This window comes from Lentibacillus halophilus (genome assembly GCF_055395055.1).
In genome coordinates this window covers 552,644-573,039 of the sequence record NZ_AP043750.1, presented here as the reverse complement: position 1 = coordinate 573,039, position 20,396 = coordinate 552,644, and the positions used below count along the sequence as shown (strand labels likewise).

The following is a 20,396-nucleotide window of genomic DNA, read 5'->3' as shown; positions in this document are numbered from 1 at the left end:
GTGCCAGGCACCAAAAATAGTCATAATTTTACATTGTTAGGCGTTGCGTATGGGTGAGAATATACCTAGAATGGTAGTTGTGAGAAATTTTATTATAGGGGGAGAGAGATTTGACGTTTAAGAGATTAGGTGTCACGCCCTTGGCTGCGTCATTGCTAATAGCGGGGATACCGCTTGGCGCCAGTGCAGCGGCGGGATCTGAACAGTTTCCGCCAGGGGCATACCAAATGGATCGTTCGCACGTGGTTGACGTACCGGATGCCGAAACGGACGTTGATGTTGGAAAGGTGATTGATCGGTTGCAAGCGGTAGTTCCCGACCAACTTGATGGATTGAGCGACGATGATGTCCGCGTCAGAACCAGCTATCGCTACCCGGAAGGACAGGATGATAAAATCGTTCAATACCGGGTGTCCTTTAACAAAGAAGTCGATGGAGAGCGCATGCATGGCAACGCTACATTTTCCGGGGATGATTTAGAGCTGAAACGTTTCAGCTACCGATCACCTCATGAAAACGATGCTCTCTTTCCGGCAGAGATTTCCAAAGATGAAGCCCAATCAAAGGCGAATACCGTTGTCGATCAGTTAACGGCTGATGCGACGTATCGTCAGACAGACTCGTTCCCTCGCCCGTTGCCAACGAACCAGTCGTTAAGAGAACCGATTGAATACCGTTTCCAGTATGAAAGGCTGGAACAAGACGTCCCGGTTGTGGGGGATACCGTGATGGTTACCATTCTCGGAAACGGTGACATTTCGCGCGTGTACCGCGGAGTGAATCAATCACGAGACGTCTCTTATGACGATTTGAAACAAACGGTCGATCAGAAAAAAGCTTTGAAACAACTGAAAGACAACCTCCAGCTTGGCCTTCATTATGTTGTTGACTCACGAGGTGGCGATACGAATGCCCGGCTCGTGTATAATTTTGATCCGGCCATCACAGGGGTTCATGCAACAGACGGAAAATTCATCGTCAATGGCGACTTCGTTGAGGAAATTCCGGAAGCCGATGACCTCAAACCGATTCAGGACGAACCGGCAGATGTTGAGTCTGAGCCGATTTCCAGCGATGAAGCGAAGAAACGAGCGGAAACGATTTTGAAAAATGATGATGAGGATACCAAATTGCGAATTGAATCTGTACGGAAAAGGGAAAATCGCAGCGGCCAAATGATTTATCGCATTCAATACGAGTATCAAACCGGTTCTGCTTCTTACGGATCGAGTATTTCCATTGCTAAAGCCAACGGGGAAGTCGTGCAATTCCGTGACATTAACCGATTGCGCATGAGTGATGGTGAAGACGTTGAAAAGAATGTGTCGAAAGAGGAAGCGCTGGATAAAGCGGTGGAAGCGATTAAGGATTATGCCCCATCAAAACTTAATCAGTACAGCAAACCGGTCGTTAAAGCGGGCGACATTTCACCGAATGGGTCGTATCACTTTCAATTCCCGCGTATTCATGACGGCATCCGGGTAACCGGTGACAGCATTCGCGTCGGGATTTCAGCAGAAGACGGAAAGGTGGTCATGTTCCATGCGGATACCCAAGCGGTGAAAGACTGGCCGTCCAAAGCGGATGTGGTGGATAAGAAACAGGCCAGGGACGACTTTCTTGAAGACCTGGGGGTTTCGCTTGTGTATATGAATTCGCAAGCATTGCAAGCCAATCCGGTAAGGCCGGTTCCTTATAATGGTGGTTCAGGTGATGGCGACTACAAGCTTATTTACCGGCCGGACTTTGGACATGATGCGCAAACATATGACGCTGTTAATGGGGAATGGATGAATGATCCAAGGATGCCAAATCAGCAGGAAGACGCAAACATTGACATTTCGCATCCACGGGCCGAGGATGAACTGAACTTTATGATCGAAGCGGGAATCATTCAAGTGGATGATCCGGAATCTTTAAAACCGGATGCCCCGTTGTCTAAAGGAAGAGCGTTAAACGTGCTCATGCGATCAGTGACACAAATGCCTGATAGGCCGCTGCCTGGACCGGTTGTACCTCCGGAAGGACAGCAGGAGCAGACATTTGACAATATCGCACCTGAAGACGACTTGTATCACGTTGTGGAACGGGCAGCAGACCAGGGGATTATTAACACTGATCAGGATACATTCCCGGTTGATGAAACGTTGACACGGCAGGAGCTTGCAGCCTGGTATATCCGTATGCTCAACCTGGACTCAGCAGCCAAACAAGGCGATGTGTATAAGCTTGATTTTGCGGACGCCGATGCTATTGATGATGACTATCAAGGCTATGTCGCTCTCTCACAAGCACTTGGACTTGTTCAAGGAGACGACAACAACAATTTCCAACCAAAAAATAACACAACACTGGCAGAACTAGCCGTATCGAACGTCCAACTAGCCAAACTCATGCCATAGAGAATTCGAGTGCCAGGCACCCGAACAATTCTGAATTGTTTAAGTGCCAGGCACCGAAACATTTGATTTTATTCCTATGCAAATAGTACCATGACATTGGTACTATATTGATAGGGAGGAATACGATTGAGACATAGTTTTATTGTCGTACTGGTTGCTATGACGTTTGCTTTTCTGGCATCTCCAGTCGACGCCGCATCTAATTTTGAAGATGTGTCTCAGGATAATTCGCATTACATGGGGATCACAACATTAACGGAGGAAGGTGTCATTAGCGGCTATCCGTCAAATGAGTTTCATCCCTTTGAAAACATTAACAGACAACAAACGGCAGCATTGTTTTCCGAGTCGAAAGACCTAACGTTATCGAAAGATCTTTCAAATCTATTAAACCATTTCAAGGACATATCACCATCGCATTATTATGCCAAATCAATTGCGGCTACATATGATGCGGATATCTTTCAAGGAAGCAATGGCTATTTTCATGATGATAAACCATTGACACGGGAGCAAATGGCAACAGTATTGGTTCAAGCCTATAACATTAAGGACAACGGGGACGCCATTGATGCAAATGTCTCCAATGTCAGCCCGTCCCACAAAAAGAATGTTCGGCTGTTATTGCAACACGGCATTTCCAACCAGACGGATAACTTTCGCCCGTCTGAAGATGTGACACGCGGTCAGTTTGCGACGTTCTTGTATAGGACCTCGCAAGTCACATCCGATAAATATAATGAAATGTCAGCTCATTTTATTGATGTGGGGCAAGGTGATGGTATTCTGGTCGAGACGCCAAATGAGAAACATATTTTAATTGATGGCGGTCCTAACTCGTCAGGTGACGATGTGGTTGATTACTTGAATCAATCCGGAATTGAGTCCATCGATCTTCTCGTGGCAACACATCCCGATGCTGATCATATTGGCGGTCTTATCGACGTTCTTAAACACGTTGACGTTAACCGTGTGCTGGATAGCGGAAAATCGCATACGACACAAACGTATTCGGATTATATCGACGTAATTAATAATAAGAACATTCCGATGGATACCGCACAGACTGGCGAGACAATCAATCTGGATAAAAATTTAGATATTAAAGTATTAAACAGCAAACGTTCAAGCAACGATAATAATGAATCGTCCATCGTGTTAAAAATGACACAAGGTGAAGTTGATTATTTATTTACGGGAGATGCAACGACCACTAATGAACAGAAAATGATGTCGAATTACGATGTGTCATCTGACATACTGAAGGTAGGCCATCATGGATCACAAACGTCAACATCTCAATCGTTTATCAATGACGTTCAGCCAGAAGTGGGGATATTGTCGTATGGAGAAAATAATTATGGTCACCCTGATGACAACGTCGTAAGTCGCTTGAACAACGCTGGCACCAATTTATATTCGACTATGGAATCGGGTGATATAACAGTGGATTCCAATCGGTTTGCGTATAAAGTGAACGCAGACGAACAAACCGTCACACCGAATCCTAAGCCGGATCCCGAACCGAATCCAGAACCAAATCCGGAGCCGAATCCAGACCCTTATCCGATTGACGTTAATCATGCCGACAAAGAAAAACTTCAATTAATCACCGGCGTTGGCCCGGAGATTGCCGGAAACATCATTGATTACCGGCAGGAACATGGCTCATTCGATGCAATACAAGAATTAGACAATGTCCATTACATTGGCCCAGCAACGATTGACGAAATGAAACCCGATATTCGTATTTAAGTGCCAGGCACCAACACAATTCAGAATTCAGTCAGTGCCAGGCACCGAAACAATTCAGAATTGAACGAGTGCCAGGCACCCACACAATGAGGAGGTAGTTATTTTGTAACTACCTCCTTTTAATGTATTGTGATTATTTGGGGCTCTTGATTACCCAAATAATGCTTGAAGAAAAGAAATCTTATATATAAATGTAAACAACCCTATCCCGATACCGAATAGTGCCATTCCCCTGTTGTATTGTTTTAATAAGCCTAAAGTACCTATTGCTATCGCTGAGACCCATACTGGCAGTAAAAACCATCCAATAAATGGAATTAGGCTAAAAACGAAACCAAGAATGGCAAGCGAAATTGAGACAATTGCAGCGGCATTTGACCTTGGTTCTGCGGTGATAAACTCACTCATTATCAAAACCCCTTTCATCTTTAAGCATATCTTTTGCACAATGTGCTTTAGTTATTCAAAAAAGTGCCAGGCATCCAACACAGTGCCAGGCACCCACACAATTCAGAATTCAGTCAGTGCCAGGCACCCACACAATTCAGAATTCAGTCAGTGCCAGGCACCCACACAATTCAGAATTGAACGAGTGCCAGGCACCGAAACAATTCTGAACTTTTGGAGGTGACAGGCGTTGTCCTTTGTGTTAATATTACAATGGCTTGTTGTATAGATTTTACATAGGGGAGGGGTAAGATTCATGGCAGATAACCATTTATGGAAAAAAGTCACAGGGTCTGTTTTTGCTGCAGCTGCTGCTGTAAGTATGGCTGCTGCGCCTGTTTTGGCAGCATCATCGTCCTATCCGGATGTAAACGAGGGGCAGAGTCATTATGAAGCGATCATGACATTGACCGAACAGGGCATTGTTCAAGGGTACGACAATGGACAATTTGGTCAGTGGGATGATGTAACGCGATCTCAAGTAGCTGTTATGATGTATCAAGCATTTGATTTAAAAGCACCGGAAGAACAAACGATGAATCGCCTGTTAAACCGGTACGACGACGTGAATAGCAATCATTCCTACGCCAAACAGATTGCCGCTGTTACCAAAGCGGGGATTTTTCAGGGAAGTGGCGGTTCATTTCATCCTAATCAACCGATCACACGGCAACAGCTGGCATCGGTCCTTTTGACAGCAAGAGATTTAGATGAATATGAGGCAAACGAGAGTAGAAACATAGAATTGGATAATGTGGCCCCGTCCCATAAGCAACGTGTTCAAATTTTAGCGGACTTGGGTGTCACGAATCAGACCGATGATTTCAGGCCTGCCGAATCGATTAGCCGCGGCGCATTTGCCACGATGTATGTCACACTCGATCAAAAAGTGCAAGAGCTGGGCAGCACATTTGAACTGTTCGACCAAAAAGTTATACAAAATGTTGATGCGGCGAATATGTATAATGACATCGACTATTTGAGCGATGTTCCGCGTGAAGCTGGTACGGACGGGGAAAAACGAGCCGTCGATTATATTAAAAATAGATTCGATGAGCTTGGTTACGATACCGAGATTCAATCATTTCCTATTCGGGAAGTCCACTCTGAAGCCAATGTTGCGATCAATGGCAACGCACTGGAGGACAAGGCAGTCGATGTCATCAGTGGTGGTCCAAACGGAAAACAAACAGCGTCCCTTGTTGACGTAGGCAAAGCGAATCCCGATGACATGCCGGATGTGGACGGAAAAATCGCGCTCATTGAACGGGGCAATACGGAGATGCCGCCTTTAAAACAAGTGTTCACAGTCAAGGAAAAGGGCGCGATTGGCGCTATCGTCTACTCCAGTGACGACGACGCCAGTTATCGAATGGTACCGGGCGCACAAATCATTCCGGCAGTTGGCGTATCCAGTTCAACCGGACAAGACTTGGTGAAGCAGTTGGACGATGGCGATGTAACGGCGACGTTGGATATCAAAGTCAAACGTATCGAAAAGACGTCCCATAATGTGGTTGCTTCTTTAAAGCCAGAACCGAATAAAGCGACAGGACAGCTCGTTACCATTGGAGCGCATCATGATTCTGTTCCTGGTGGCCCGGGCGCCAATGATGATGCATCAGGGGTATCAGCGGTGCTCGAGCTTGCCCGCATTTATGCGAATAAGCCGATCGATACGGAAGTACGCTTTGTAACGTTTGGCGCGGAGGAACGAGGGCTCATTGGATCAAGACATTACGTTGAGTCCATGTTGCAGAATGAACGGAACCGGATCGTATCACATTTTCAAATGGATATGATTGGTGCCCGTGAAGCCGGAGCCGATAACCCGGCCGGTGGACTGATTATGTTCACGATTGACGGCAACAAAAATCTAGTAACGGATATGGGCGCAACGTGGGCCTCCAAAACGATGGATGTCACCTTGCCATACGGACAAATGGGGCGCAGCGATCATCAGCCATTCCATGATGCTGGTATACCGACGGCGTTATTTACCCATGCGCCTCTTGAGCCATCGTACCACCAGCCAACAGACACATTGGATAAAATTAGCAAGAAGAAACTCCAGCAAGTGACGGAAACTGTTGGAGCGGCCGCCTATCAAATTATCCGGCCGGAAACACCAAAGGTACCAAACTTTGATATTGCCGATGATTTTATCAATTATTCGTTTGAAAATCGTCCGGTAGATTAATAGACGAACCCTACGGAGAAGAAACGCTCCGTAGGGTTTTTTTCGTGCCAGGCACCAACACAATTCAGAATTCTTCAAGTGCCAGGCACCGACACAATTCCAATTCAGAATTGTTCTCGTTCGCTGATATGTGTGTTAGAATATATGCTATGGAATGGTACTAGTTTTGTAGAGGATAGGTGATTTCTGTCGCATGTTGCATATGTTACCATGCATCATAACTGTATGAAGAACCGCATAGACATACAAAAGTGTTTCATATCGTGGGCAGAACAGTGCCAGTTCTACAATGCTAGTGATCGTTCGGAAATATTCATACATGGGAGGATACATCACATGAAAAAAGGAGTCACAACCGGATTAGCCGCTTTGATTGCTTCGACAACGATGACACCTGTCGCTCTGGCTGATGGTAATGAGTCAACTGTTAATGACGATCAGCAAGCACCGGACAGTACGGGGGACGAATCGCAAGAAACAGGTGACGAATCGGTTGAGACGATTGATACCCTTACGCTCGATGCTGCGATTGACCATGCGTTAACAGACAATACATCGCTTATGCTCGTCCGGTATCGGTTGGATAATTTGAAAAGTCAATTAGCTGGCACTGAAAATGATTACAGCGATTTGGAAGATGATATAGAGGATCTGGAAGATAAGTTTGATGATCTGAAGGAAAAACCGGGCCACACCTTTCAACAGCGTTATCAGATTCAAAACCAAATAGAAAAAATGGAAGATAGTCTGGATCAACTTGAAGACGCATATGAAGAATTGACGTCCAACAAAATACAACTTGAATTTAATCAACAGGAAGCTGAAGAAAACATTAAATTCAAGACCGTCTCCACCTTTATGCAACTGGTGATGACCAAAAATCAGTTGGCGTTCACAAAAGAATCCCTAGAGACGCAAAGAGAGCAAGTGGAAGCAACCAAGAAACGTTATGATCTCGGGCTTGCATCGCGCGATAAGTTCCGCACCGCCCAACGGGAACTGACACGTCTCGATTCCCAGATCGACCAGACAGAAACAACACTGCAAAATAATATGCGTGATTTTGCTGCCGATATCGGTGTTGCTTATCACGATGATTTATCCTTGGAAGCCCCTGGTTTGGAATCAGTGGAGCCCATCGAACAGGAGAAGACAACCGAAGAATTAATCAACAACTCATATAGCATGAAGACAGCCAAAGAAAAATTGGAGCTTGCTGAGTACAAATTGGACCAGGCCAAAAAAGACGTTACCGATACCGATAAAGATGTTGAAGCCGAAGATGTCAATCAGGCTGAAATTGCTGTAGAACAGGAAAAGGAAAATATTAAGCAATTAAAAGAGGATTTAAACCAGGCCATTGATAGTCTATTTACAGACGCTAAAAATCAATACCAATCGTTTATGGAAAAACGACATGAACTGGACTACGCCAAAGAAGATCATCAAAATCTGAAACGCCGGTTGGATGTCGGTCTGATATCCCAGCAAAAGTATGATTCAGCCCGCACGAAAGTGGATCAGGCGCAACTGGATTTAAAATCAGCGAAACAGGAATATTTTCTCCTGAAACGTCAAGTTGAGTTATTGAGAAACGGCGTGATTCAAACAGGCGGCGGCAGTCAACAAAGTCAACAACAGAGCGCAGGCGGCGGCAAACAATAAGCAGACATGACAAGACAGAACAAATGCGTCATCGCATCGTCGCTCGTATCTCAGAGCTAGTGGGATGTAGCGTCTGTGAGCTATGTATATACAGCCAGAACTGACCAGTCAGTTCTGGCCATGCCTTTGTAAAAACACAACTGATAAGGGGGAGGTATGATTTTATGAATACCAAGACCGGTTTAGCAGGTCTTTTGTCTATTATTCTCTTCACCGGTATCGCCACGGGATGCAGTGAGTCAGAAGGCGCAACAGACGATCAGAAGGAAACAGAAACACCCGTGGAAGTTGCGGACGTATCGCTCGGTTCGTTAAATGATGAGAATAAAATAACAGGGACCATTATTCCTGAACAGGAAGTAAACGCGACCCCGAAAGCACCGGGTGAATTAACAAGCGTCTCGGTGGAAAAGGGTGACACCGTGAAAAATGGAGAAACCATCGCACAAATTGATGCGACGGATGAACGCAATGCGCTCGACCAGAAGCAATCCAAGTTGGAGCAGGCAAAAATCGCGTTGGACAATGCGATTGCGGGCAAGAAAAAAGCCCAAACAAACCGCAAACAGTCGAAAGCGTCGTTGCGTCAAGCGGAGGCTTCTCTGGAAGAAGCGAAAGAAAAACAGCAAAATAATGAAGACAGTATCGAACTGGATATAGAAAATGCAAAAACGGCTCTCGATCAGGCAAAGAAAAATAAAAAACGGATGAAATCGCTGTTTGATGATGGGTTAATTTCCAAAAAGGAATATGAGGATGCCGAAAAAGCATTAAAAGACGCCCAGAATGCGTATGAAAAAGTGAAAATGAATAAAGAACAGGCAACGAGTGATATTTCGCTGGCGTCATTAAAAGCGTCCGTTGATCAGGCGGAAGTTGGCGTTGACCTTGCCCAGTCATCCATTCGCGAGGCGGAAATCGGTATTGACAAAGCACGGTCATCCGTTCAGCAAGCCCAACTAGGGGTTGATACGGCTCGGGAGAATTTACAGGATAAAATCATTAAAGCCCCTATAAGCGGTGAGATCACCACGTTGAACAGTGAGCAGGGGGAAATGGCCTCAACTCAGGAACCTTTCGCGACCATTGTCTCAATGGACACGGTCAAGCTGGAGGTTCAAGTATCACCGGAACGGTTGAAAAGGTTGTCGAAGGGCGATAGCGTCGAAATCGCTGTTTCAGGCGTGGACGACAACGTGACCGGAACCATTTCCTATGTTGCCTCAACAAGCTCTGATGCGGGGTTGTTCACTGTTGAAGCCGACATCCAAAACAGCGACCGTACCATCCGTCCCGGCATGGTTGCCACATTAATCACCGATGAAGTGCTGGTAGACAAGAGCCTCTTAGTACCATCCAACGCCGTGGTTCAAGTGGAAGGACAATCTGTTGTGTTTATCGCAAAAGATGGTAAAGCCGTTCAAAAAGACGTCGACATTATCCGGCAAGGAACAAACGTCACGGCTGTCAAAGGTGATATCAAAAAAGGCGATCAAGTCGTCACAAGCGGACAAAGCCTCCTCGAAGATGGGAATAAAGTAAAAATTATGGAGGAGGACTAAGCGTTGAAACTTGTGAGAGGGTCAATAAAACGTCCGGTCGGCGTTGTCATGGTCATCATAGCGGCCCTGCTACTGGGAACGATTTCGTTGCGGGGATTGGCTGTTGAACTGTTTCCGAAAATGGATCTACCTGTTGCTGTCGTAGCGACCAGTTATGACGGTGCTGCACCGCAGGAAATGGAGGAATTGGTCAGTAAGCCCATTGAATCGTCCGTTGGTGGCATTGAAGGGATTGATACCGTTCAATCCGTTTCTAAACCGTCTTCCTCCCTGGTCATTATGCAATTTGATTTCGGCAGAGATATCGATAATGCATTAAACGATGTTCGGGAAAAAATCGACCAAGTGTCAGGGACGCTTCCGGATAACGCCAATTCGCCCACCGTCATGCGGCTGGATCCGAATAGTACGCCGATTACGTGGGCCAGTCTGACCGGTGATGATCTAAGCAAAATGCAGGATATTGCAGAAGATGAAATTCAGCCGGAACTTGAACGCGTCAGTGGCGTTGCATCGGCTGACATTCAAGGTGGTGTCGAACGGGAAATCCGTGTCGCCCTAGATCAAGGGAAGCTGTCTAATTATGGCATAACACCATCCCAGGTCAGTCAGGCGATCAGCTCAGGCAATCGATCCATATCAGCAGGTACCGTCCTGCAAGGTGATAAAGATGTTCAGTTACGGATTGACGGTGAATACACCTCGGTGGACGCTATCCGGAACACATTGGTTGACTTGAATGATGGTAATTCGGTTCGAGTGGCCGATGTGGCCAATGTAAAAGACACGTTCAAGGACCAAAGCAGCATAACACGCGTTAATGGCAAAGACGCACTCATCTTTTCGATTACGAAACAATCCGACGGCAATACAGTGGATGCGGCTCAAGGGGTCCAGGATAAAATTGCCGAGTTGAATCCGGATCTTGACGAACGTGGTATGGAACTGACGACCGTGATCGATACATCAACGTTTATTACGGATTCCATGAAATCCGTTGTTCAAAACATGATTGTCGGTGCGATCATGGCAGCCGTCGTTCTGCTTCTGTTTTTACGGAGCATTCGAGCAACCCTGGTTGTCGGAATTTCGATGCCGATTGCTGTTATTTCCACTTTCACTCTCATGTACTTTACCGGCAAAACGCTTAACATTTTATCCATGGGTGGTTTAGCGTTAGGTATTGGTATGATGGTGGACAGTTCCATCGTGATTTTGGAAAATATCTTTAAAAAGCGTCAGGAAGGGTTGTCGACCGAGGATTCTGCGATTGAAGGCGGATCCGAATTATCATCAGCGGTTATTGCGTCGACGATTACCTCAGTCGTCGTGTTTTTACCGGTTGTGTTTATCGATGGTATAGCGGCACAATTGTTTAAACCGCTGGCCTTAACGGTTGTATTCGCCCTGTCTGCTTCTCTTATAGCAGCATTGACGTTAATCCCGATGCTGTCGTCGAAATTACTGACAAACGCGAATGTGTCATTTGGCGGTGAGAATAGCAAGGGAATGGTCAATTGGCTTTTGAATAAGTTAATTGCTGTTTACGAAAAAGTATTGGCTCGAGCACTCAGAATACGGAAAACGGTCGTATTAATTGTTGGCTTGCTTCTTGTCGGGTCACTCGCTTTAATTCCGGCGATAGGTGTTGAATTGCAACCAAGTTCGGATAACGGCCAAGCTCAAATTGAGGTAACCTTGGATGACGGGTCACAACTTGAAGAAACAGAAGCCACAGTCAAGAATATTAAAGACCATCTGAAGGGTTATGACGATATTATTAAAACCAGTTTTGTCACGATAGGCGGTGGTGGAACGCCGGGTGTTGGAGGCGGCTCCAGCAGCAATACAGCCAGTTTTATGATCGAATTAATCAGTTCAGAAAAACGGGACACGACAACAGATGGATTTATTGCGGATGTCGACGAGAAGCTCAATGATGTTCCAGGTGCAGAAATTACCGTTTCGGCAGGCAGTACGGGCATGAGCACAGGCTCCCCGATACAGGTTAACGTTTCCGGTGATGACCTCGACGTGCTAAGAGACATATCGCAGCAAATTGTCTGGATGATTGAAGATACAGAAGGAACGATGAACGTTGACAGCTCAGCATCCGAGGGAAATCCGGAAATTCAAGTGGACGTGAACCGGGATGTCGCCAGCCGATATGGTCTGTCGTACCAGCAAGTCATGAGTGAAGTCAACTTGGCGTTCAGCGGCCAAACAGCAACCAAATACAAAGAAGGTGGCAATGAATATGATGTCACGGTTGCCCTCCCTGATGAACAGAGGGAGACCATTCGTGATCTGGAAACCATGGTGATTAAAAATGCTCAAGGTGTTGATGTGCCCCTGACGGCCGTTGCCGATCTGAAACAGACGCAAGGACCGAGTGAAATTAATCGTCAAGATCAACAACGGCAAATGAACATCACCAGCGATGTCACAGGTCGGGATTTGGGCAGTGTATCTCAGGAAATTCAATCGAAGCTGGACCAAATGAATTTACCTGACGGCTATGACACCGATATGGGCGGACAAACGGAACAGATTACCGAGTCATTTACACAACTCGGCTTGGCATTAATTTTGTCCATTGTGTTAGTCTACATGGTCATGGCCTTTCAATTTGAGTCATTTACCTATCCATTTATTATCATGTTCTCCTTGCCGACCATGGTCATTGGTATCATTTTAGGATTATTTGTTACGAATATACCATTGAGTATGCCGGCATTGATTGGTTTGATCATGCTCGCAGGTATTGTCGTCAATAACGGCATTATCCTTGTTGACTATATTAACATTCTGCGTCGCAAGGGAATCGATCGTATGGAAGCTATTATTGAGGCAGGAAAAAGCCGTATGCGTCCGATTCTCATGACGACCTTAACGACAGCACTTGCGATGGTGCCGCTTGCGTTAGCTATCGGAGAGGGCGCTGAAACGCAGCAACCGATGGCCATCGTCGTTATCTTTGGCTTGTTATCATCAACCGTCTTCACGCTCGTTCTTGTACCGGTTATGTATGTGATTATCGACAACACCGCCAATACGATGAAACGGTTAGTAACACGGAAGAAGAAGACCCAGGAATTGGAGTAGAGGATGGTGTCGTATGACAAAGCCTAATAAATGGCAATCCATTCTGTCATCGGCTAATGACGTCTTTCTGAACTGCGGATATGAAAAGACAAAAATGGATGACATTGCCGTTGGTGCCGGTGTCGGAAAAGGAACCATCTATCAATATGTTGACAGTAAAGAAGAGTTATTTGTCCAAATGATTAAGACGAACGTCTCCTACGTGTCCGATGTGTTGATGGAAGCCATTGAAGAGTCCCATTCGATTGAAGCATTTTTCGATCGTCTGCTGCACAAGACACTATTTATGCTGAATAAGCACGGCGAAAAAATATCGTTTGTGATATATGAGGATCTATCAAGGATTTCCAATCAATTACAGGAATGGATGGCCGAGAATCAAGAGAAGGATATGCAACGACTGTCCACGATGCTGCAGCATTTTATGGATCAAAATGACATCCGGGATGTACAGCCGGAAGTCGCAGCATGGCTCATCCAGGACGTTCTCCGACTCGGCATTTACTTTCAAGTTTTCCGAAAGCAGGATAACATCGAAGAACTCATGCGCGGAGAAATCGACATCCTTTTAAAAGGATTGAAGTAGCGGTGCAGCGGTGCCAGGCACGTTAACTCTTCTGACTATTCTGAAAAGTAGCGGTGCCAGGCACTTCAATAATTCTGACAATTCTACGGGGAGGGTCTCTCTCCGTAGTCATCTTTTTTACAGAATAGGACATACTACCCTGTACGATTCCGTTTGGTGTACGGTAAAATAACGCTGTACTTATTAAAGAAGGAGTGGCGATAGAATGACGTTACGTAAATGGATGATAACGATGGTACTGGCAGTAGCAGCCATTTCCATAGCTGGGTGCTCGTCCGGAGATGAATCCGATAAGAATGATGAGCCAAAACAGGAAGAAAAAGACCAAAGTAAAGATCAAGAAAATAATGAGCCTTCACAAGAATTATCCAGTGACGATGACCTGCAAAAAACACTTAAGCAGGAAGACGAAGTAAAAAAAGCAATGGTTCAATTGGTTGAAGGCGAAGACAAAGAATCGGTTAATATTGATATACAGCTTAAAGCTGAAAAAGAATGGAATGATGACCTGAAGACGAAATACCAAGACATCATCAGGAACAAATATCCGGATAAACCAGTCGATATCATCATTGCACAAGACGGAACCAAACTCGATCAATACCAATTGGATTAATGGTGCCAGGCACTTTAACAATTCTGACAATTCTGCGGCGGGGCAAAACCCCTCCGCAGATTTTTTTGTTTGTTTTGGTGCCAGGCACGCACACAATTCAGAATAGTTCCGGTGCCAGGCACGCAAACAATTCGGATAATTTTGATTTGTTTCGGTGCCAGGTACGCTAAAAATGGGTGTTTGTCTTGTGTGTTTTTGAATTTTGTGGTGTTTTGGGCGCTGTAAAATGGCATAATGCCTGTTTTACATGGGCTGGATTCAGGGCTAGGATAGGAAAATAGAATCGTAAGGAAAGGATGATTGAAATGCATGAACACGTGATGAAAAAATGGCCGAGGCGGAATGTAGGTGGTTTTATTTATAAAGGCGAGACGTGCAAATTGAGAGCAACCGAGTATGTGGTTCATGTGACTCGACCGATTGGGGCTGGTTTTCATGGGCAGACCTAGACGGGCCTGGCATTCAAATGGTTATTATCATATCACCATGCGCGGCAATAATCGGCAAAACATTTTCATAGATCATGTCGATATTAACGAGTATTATCGTATTTTAAATGGTGTGTATTATAAATATCCCTTTGAAGTCCATGCCTATTGCATTATGACCAACCACGTTCATTTTTTGCTCCGGTCCCCTCATGTGTCACTTGGCACACTCATGTCACTCATAAACAAACGCTACAGCGACTATTATCGCCATCGATACCATTTTACCGGTCAAATTTATCAAAATCGTTATTATTCCAAAGAAGTGCCTCTTCCGGGCGGGATGGTTGAGGTGTCTGACTATATACACCGTAACCCGATCGAGACGGAGGTGCCGATGGTGTCGCAATTGCACATGTATCCCTACTCATCGTTCCCGCTTTATTACCACCAGCGAACAAGTCCCTACCCCTTCATCCAACTCGACGTCCTACGATCCATAATGTCAGGCACCGAATCAGTGCCAGGCACCAAAACAATTCAGAATTGAGTCAGTGCCAGGCACCGAAACAATTCTGAATTAAACGAGTGCCAGGCACCTTTTACTTCACCAATATGAACCGTGAGATGATGAATGTGAATGGGATGGGGATGATGGCCGCGATGAGCGGGGACAGAAATTCACTGAACTGCAGCAGGTCGATTAATACATAAAGGGACAAAGTTGAGACACTATAATTGACGACATACGTTAGCGGAAATTGAAAAAACTTCGCCAATGTCGGTTTCGTTCGGTACGTGAAATAACAATTCCAATAGAAAGACCCGACCATACTGATAACAAAAGCAGCTGAGTGATTGATGATATATAAACCACCCAGCGACATAAACAGCACATACAGCGTGTAATAGGTTAACGTGTTGATACAGCCAACGATGACAAATCGAATAAAGGCTCTGGTTTGGATTAAATGGATGAGCCTGGATATCATTTTTTGTCACCAATCGGAAGTTTTACTGTATATTGACGGTCGGTTCTGTGTTCTTTCGAATGGATATTGGTATGATAGATGACATACTCGGGCCTGCGTTTCACTTCATAAAAGATACGTCCGACATACTCCCCTAAAATCCCAATCGAAATGAGCTGAACGCCTCCCAGGAATAAGACGGAGGAAATGAGTGTAAAGTAGCCGGGAACATCGATGCCGAACAGCAAAATTTGCACAAACGAAACACCGATATACACCATGTTTAACAACGTGATGATCAAGCCCATGTAAATTAATAAGCGCAACGGTTTGCTGTTAAAGGAAATGATTCCATCGATCGCGTAATTCAACAATTTGCTGAATCCCCATTTGCTGCTGCCGGCCACCCTTTCCTGGTTGTCATACTCAATCACATTTTTCTCATACCCAATCCAGGAAAACAAGCCTTTGGAAAAGCGGTTGTATTCCGGCATTTGTAAGAGCGTATCAACAGCTTGGCGGCTCAGCAGACGAAAGTCCCCAATGCCGTCGACCAACTCGACATCAATCAGTTTATTGATCATTTTATAGTAAACCATCGTCATCCACTTGCGGAACGGTTTTTCATTGGTCCGTGTTCGTTTGGCGACGACTTGGTGATACCCATCCTCATACGCCGCCAGCATATCCAGAATCAAGTGCGGCGGATGCTGTAAATCGGCATCCATAATAATGACCGCATCGCCGGAAGCATTTTTTAATCCGGCTAACATCGCCGCTTCTTTCCCGAAGTTTCTTGTGAACGTTACATATTTGACACGTGAATCAGCAGCGGCGATATCATAAATGATGGAAAAGGTGTTGTCCTGACTTCCATCATCGACGAAAATCATTTCATGGGAAACGTCCGTTGACCGCTGTAAAACATCACTGATCGCTTGATATGTTTGTTTTAACGAATCTCTTTCATTGAAACATGGTATGATGAGAGAGACGGTTTTCATCAGAATCCTTCCTTGCTTGTAGTCGTGAGACACTTAATGTTTTCTGTTCCATTCGGCATAAGGAATGAACCGGACATCCTGCTTTTCCGGTACGCCGTAAAATCGTTTGAACATCCGATTAAAATGCGCGTCTGGTGGGGTAGAAAACCACATAAAGGACGAAAATGGCAGCTCCGGAAGATAGATGGGCTGGTCCGTCGTCACGGCTTGGGTCTGCAAATGGGTGAGCCTTTTCTCGTTAGCATGCCCAATCGTGGAAAAGATACCGACATAGGCCACAACAGCCGCTACTACCAGACTGATCAATGCGGAACGAAGCGGTTTGCTGCCCCACGCATGCCATTTTTTGTTATACGCAAACAACTCCAACCCGAGTAGGACCATAAATATATAGGACGCCAATGCAGCTCTCGGACCATAAGGCGTCACATAGGCAAATGGCGCGGATAATAACACAATACCAAGCACATATAGCAACAGCCGATTGCGAGCCGGAGAATCTTTCACGAAAACCATAACAGACAGGCTGACCGCTATGAAATAGAACGCGCTTAATAACGCCTCCGCATCATTGGTCAAGGGTCCCAAATAAGCATTTCCTAACATGTGCTGAAAAATGACGACATATAATACGAAGCCCCCGACGCCCAGAAGCACGATTGGCTTTACGACTTGACTCACGCGTGATCGAGAAGCTCCATGCACAACGAGAATCATAATCATGACGCCAATAAATAAATGAATAGCGGGGTTATCGATGAATAAATAGCGATACATATCGCCGGAGAACACGTCATAGGATTTGCCTAAAATTCCGGCGTCCGCTCCGTTCTTAATCTCCCTGTACGCATGTTTGTCCTGTCCGTTCAGTATATTCCAGTACGCACTGTTTGAAAACATGATAACCGCACCAATGACTGATGACAGCAAATAGACGAGATGAACACGACAAACCGTTCGATGCACAACGACGGTATACACAACGACCATGCACGCGATGACAATCGAAAATATCGTCACATGCTCAACGATCAATTGCGTGGATAGACCGAGAGGAATGGCCGCATACACTTGCCACGTCCGATAAGTGGGCGGCTCGTCGGAGAAAATATTTTTTACCATCATGATATAGAGAATGAGTAACACCATCGATGGAACATAATTAACGAACCCGGCTGTCCATCCAAAGGTTTGTGCGTAAATGTCTGTCGGCAAAAGCAGCATAAATAGAAACGCCAATAGCCAATAAAGCAGGTTGTTGTCCTGACTGGTTACGCGCCCAATGACATAAACCAATGCCGTTGCAAATAGGCTCAGCACCACGTACCGCAGGAATGCGAAGCGAGTGGCTAAAATTTCAATGATATTACTGAGATACCGGCCATTATAATCGGCGAAAAGATTGTCCAGGCGCGTCATGCCCCGTTCAGTGCCCCACGTCCAGTCATCACCGGTATAAGGCGTCTGGAAAGCAATGAAAAAATAAAATAAAAAAATGCCTGTAAACAATGCTATAGGTACATAGTTACGTTTGTCGGTCAATGATCATCCCCGCTCTTTCTATTGGAGAACTGCACACACACGAACAAAGTATATCACACAGGGATGCAGGGTGCCACCGATTTTCCACAGTGCCAGGCACGCACACAATTCGCAATTCTTTCGGTGCCAGGCACGCACACAATTCAGAATTGTCCCGGTGCCAGGCACGAGGCACACGCGGTGCCAGGCACACGATCGATTTTCTGGAACGCGCTATCAGTTTATGTTATATTGGAAAACACTGGGCACTCGAATAGTTTGAAAGTTTCGTAGTGTCTGGCACATTTCACAGCATAAAGGAGAGGAGAGACAGAAAGATGTTCAAAAGAGGAATTTGGGTTGCTGTATTTGCTGTTGTGGTAAGCCTGCTCGCTCCGGGTGCGAAGGCGGACGCCGAAACGTCATTTTCCGATGTGCCCGAGGATTTTTGGGCCGCGGATGCGATTAACCGTTTTGCTAATACAGGTGTCATAGACGGCTATGAGGACGGTTCATTCGGTGTGAATGATAACCTGACCAGAGCTCAAGCGGCTATTATACTGGTCAATGCAAAGGATCTGGAAAAGCCGGATAGCGATGCTGTGACCAACTATTTTGACGATATTCAACCCGATCATCCATATGCCGACTACATAGCGGCTGCCGGGAAATCGGGAATCATGAGCGGCAGTGATGGTGCGTTTATGCCGGATAAGAATTTGACACGCCAGCAAATGGCTTCGGTTCTTGTCAGTGCATTCAACCTGGAAAGCGGTGAAGAGAGCGTAGATATCAATCTCAGTAATGTCAGCTCGAGTCACGAGGACAATGTGCAAGTGCTGGCTGATTTAAAGATTACGAATCAGCTGAAGGATTTCAGCCCGAATGAAAATATCTCCCGGGCTCAGTTCAGCGTAATGCTTGCGCAGTCCCTCGATAGTAAGGACGATGAGACGGACAACGATAATGGTAACGACGACGGTAACGGAAACGGCGATGACAACGGTAACGATAACAATACCGAAGTGACTGAGCTGTTGAAGAAAGCATACGGGAACGAACAGGAACTGGATTCGTATGAGTTCGAGGGCAATGCCAACATCGAGCTGTCACTTCCTGAATCAATGAAGACGACGCAGGAAGAAAAAGCAATGGGCATGATGCTTGAGGATATACAAGTGGACATCAGCGGTTCCTATCAAAAAGATCCGATGATGCTCGACGCGTCGGTTGACGTTACTATGAAAGGTGATATGGAGACGACGATCACCATTCCGATGATCATGACGGAAGAAAAAATGTGGATGAAGTTCCCGCAAACACCTGCTGCGCCAATGCCAGAAGAGCTGGATGGCAAATTTATCGAATTTGACATGCAGGAGCTTCAGGAGATGCAAGGCCAGCCATCCATTGATACCGATGTGCAAACCGAATTGGCAATGGCTGTCCAAGACCTATTTATCGATACGTTTGGCAATGACTACTATGATAAAGCAGAAGCCGGATCCTACGATCTTCCGGAAGACGTCAATGCTGAGCACGTGCTTCACTTCGAATTGACGGATGACGAATTGCAGCCATTTATGGAAACATTGCTGACAGGCTTTGTGCCGGGATTCTTTGACATTCTGGAAAAACCGGAATACTCCGAGGCGCTTGGTCTGACGGAAGAAGACATCAAGCAGGCGCAGAAAGAATTTGAAACTATGAAAGAAAACATCGACACCATTACATCCGAAATCGACGATACGTTGCAGATTAATACGTTTGAAGAATATGTGGCGATAAACGATCAAAACTATATCGTTCATGATACCGTTGATCTGGACGTGGATGTGAGTGCCGAAGGGGAGACATTTGGCGTGAGTCTTTCCGCTGATCAAACCAAACGCAATATCAATGGCGACATTTCCATTGATACACCGGATGCGGATGAAACTGTTCCAGTGGAAGAATTGGAAGGCATGATGCCAACAAAACCAATGGAACAGGACGTATCGTAACCGGACTGATCAAAACAGTTCGAAGCTAAAACAAAAAACGTTTAATTAAGAAAAAACCCGAACGGCGATTCATAACTCATTTGAACCGGTTCGGGTTTTTCTTTTTTATTACTTCGTAGTATAATAGACTA

14 protein-coding genes are annotated in these 20,396 nt (G+C 45.6%); 10 read left to right on the top strand and 4 right to left on the bottom strand.

Features of this window, described 5'->3' with window-relative positions; all coding sequences use genetic code 11:
* Positions 1-110: 110 nt before the first annotated feature.
* Both ACZ5Q7_RS02635 and ACZ5Q7_RS02630 read left to right on the top strand, forming a co-directional pair.
* Positions 111-2,402: an S-layer homology domain-containing protein gene (locus ACZ5Q7_RS02635; RefSeq protein WP_343751554.1), complete on the top strand. Its 2,292-nt coding sequence runs from the start codon at positions 111-113 to the stop codon at positions 2,400-2,402.
* 126 nt (positions 2,403-2,528) lie between these two features.
* Positions 2,529-4,157 carry an S-layer homology domain-containing protein gene (locus tag ACZ5Q7_RS02630; RefSeq protein ID WP_343751552.1) on the top strand — a complete coding sequence of 543 codons (1,629 nt, stop codon included), beginning with the start codon at positions 2,529-2,531 and terminating at the stop codon, positions 4,155-4,157.
* Between the two features lie 150 nt (positions 4,158-4,307).
* Here ACZ5Q7_RS02630 and ACZ5Q7_RS02625 read toward each other — a convergent pair whose 3' ends face one another.
* Positions 4,308-4,565: a hypothetical protein gene (locus ACZ5Q7_RS02625; protein WP_343751550.1), complete on the bottom strand. Its 258-nt coding sequence runs from the start codon at positions 4,563-4,565 to the stop codon at positions 4,308-4,310.
* Positions 4,566-4,860: 295 nt separating this feature from the next.
* Here ACZ5Q7_RS02625 and ACZ5Q7_RS02620 point away from each other — a divergent pair, with 295 nt between their 5' ends.
* From ACZ5Q7_RS02620 to ACZ5Q7_RS02590, 7 genes are all read left to right on the top strand, one after another.
* Complete coding sequence (locus tag ACZ5Q7_RS02620) at positions 4,861-6,804, top strand: M28 family peptidase (RefSeq protein WP_343751548.1); 1,944 nt, start codon at positions 4,861-4,863, stop codon at positions 6,802-6,804.
* Between the two features lie 336 nt (positions 6,805-7,140).
* Positions 7,141-8,469: a TolC family protein gene (locus tag ACZ5Q7_RS02615; protein ID WP_343751546.1), complete on the top strand. Its 1,329-nt coding sequence runs from the start codon at positions 7,141-7,143 to the stop codon at positions 8,467-8,469.
* A gap of 164 nt (positions 8,470-8,633) precedes the next feature.
* Positions 8,634-10,031 (top strand): efflux RND transporter periplasmic adaptor subunit, encoded by a 1,398-nt coding sequence (locus ACZ5Q7_RS02610; protein WP_343751543.1) that lies wholly within the window; start codon positions 8,634-8,636, stop codon positions 10,029-10,031.
* 12 nt (positions 10,032-10,043) lie between these two features.
* Complete coding sequence (locus ACZ5Q7_RS02605; RefSeq protein WP_343751563.1) at positions 10,044-13,136, top strand: efflux RND transporter permease subunit; 3,093 nt, start codon at positions 10,044-10,046, stop codon at positions 13,134-13,136.
* A gap of 13 nt (positions 13,137-13,149) precedes the next feature.
* Positions 13,150-13,722, top strand: a complete 573-nt coding sequence (locus ACZ5Q7_RS02600; protein WP_343751541.1) for a TetR/AcrR family transcriptional regulator — start codon at positions 13,150-13,152, stop codon at positions 13,720-13,722.
* Between the two features lie 205 nt (positions 13,723-13,927).
* The gene (locus ACZ5Q7_RS02595) at positions 13,928-14,338 is read left to right on the top strand and encodes a hypothetical protein (RefSeq protein ID WP_343751540.1); all 411 of its coding nucleotides are present in this window, start codon (positions 13,928-13,930) and stop codon (positions 14,336-14,338) included.
* 435 nt (positions 14,339-14,773) lie between these two features.
* Positions 14,774-15,316, top strand: a complete 543-nt coding sequence (locus ACZ5Q7_RS02590; RefSeq protein ID WP_343751539.1) for a transposase — start codon at positions 14,774-14,776, stop codon at positions 15,314-15,316.
* Between the two features lie 52 nt (positions 15,317-15,368).
* Here the strand turns inward: ACZ5Q7_RS02590 and ACZ5Q7_RS02585 are convergent, their stop codons facing one another.
* From ACZ5Q7_RS02585 to ACZ5Q7_RS02575, 3 genes are read right to left on the bottom strand one after another with little or no spacing between them, the layout of a single operon-like run.
* On the bottom strand, positions 15,369-15,758 hold the full coding sequence (locus tag ACZ5Q7_RS02585; RefSeq protein WP_343751538.1) for a GtrA family protein: 390 nt from the start codon (positions 15,756-15,758) through the stop codon (positions 15,369-15,371).
* Positions 15,755-16,741 carry a glycosyltransferase family 2 protein gene (locus ACZ5Q7_RS02580; RefSeq protein ID WP_343751536.1) on the bottom strand — a complete coding sequence of 329 codons (987 nt, stop codon included), beginning with the start codon at positions 16,739-16,741 and terminating at the stop codon, positions 15,755-15,757. The genes ACZ5Q7_RS02585 and ACZ5Q7_RS02580 overlap by 4 nt, the downstream gene beginning before the upstream one ends.
* A 33-nt stretch (positions 16,742-16,774) precedes the next feature.
* Positions 16,775-18,283, bottom strand: coding sequence for a DUF6056 family protein (locus ACZ5Q7_RS02575; RefSeq protein ID WP_343751535.1), 1,509 nt, complete (start codon positions 18,281-18,283; stop codon positions 16,775-16,777).
* A gap of 317 nt (positions 18,284-18,600) precedes the next feature.
* Between ACZ5Q7_RS02575 and ACZ5Q7_RS02570 the strand changes: the two genes are divergently transcribed.
* The gene (locus ACZ5Q7_RS02570) at positions 18,601-20,265 is read left to right on the top strand and encodes an S-layer homology domain-containing protein (protein WP_343751534.1); all 1,665 of its coding nucleotides are present in this window, start codon (positions 18,601-18,603) and stop codon (positions 20,263-20,265) included.
* The last annotated feature ends 131 nt before the right edge of the window (positions 20,266-20,396 follow it).

Coding starts and splice junctions, on each gene's coding strand:
- ACZ5Q7_RS02620 (WP_343751548.1), top strand. CDS start 4,861: ATGGCAGATAACCATTTATGGAAAAAAGTCACAGGGTCTGTTTTTGCT.
- ACZ5Q7_RS02615 (WP_343751546.1), top strand. CDS start 7,141: ATGAAAAAAGGAGTCACAACCGGATTAGCCGCTTTGATTGCTTCGACA.
- ACZ5Q7_RS02570 (WP_343751534.1), top strand. CDS start 18,601: ATGTTCAAAAGAGGAATTTGGGTTGCTGTATTTGCTGTTGTGGTAAGC.
- ACZ5Q7_RS02580 (WP_343751536.1), bottom strand. CDS start 16,741: ATGAAAACCGTCTCTCTCATCATACCATGTTTCAATGAAAGAGATTCG.
- ACZ5Q7_RS02600 (WP_343751541.1), top strand. CDS start 13,150: ATGACAAAGCCTAATAAATGGCAATCCATTCTGTCATCGGCTAATGAC.
- ACZ5Q7_RS02625 (WP_343751550.1), bottom strand. CDS start 4,565: ATGAGTGAGTTTATCACCGCAGAACCAAGGTCAAATGCCGCTGCAATT.
- ACZ5Q7_RS02585 (WP_343751538.1), bottom strand. CDS start 15,758: ATGATATCCAGGCTCATCCATTTAATCCAAACCAGAGCCTTTATTCGA.
- ACZ5Q7_RS02590 (WP_343751539.1), top strand. CDS start 14,774: ATGGGCAGACCTAGACGGGCCTGGCATTCAAATGGTTATTATCATATC.
- ACZ5Q7_RS02610 (WP_343751543.1), top strand. CDS start 8,634: ATGAATACCAAGACCGGTTTAGCAGGTCTTTTGTCTATTATTCTCTTC.
- ACZ5Q7_RS02595 (WP_343751540.1), top strand. CDS start 13,928: ATGACGTTACGTAAATGGATGATAACGATGGTACTGGCAGTAGCAGCC.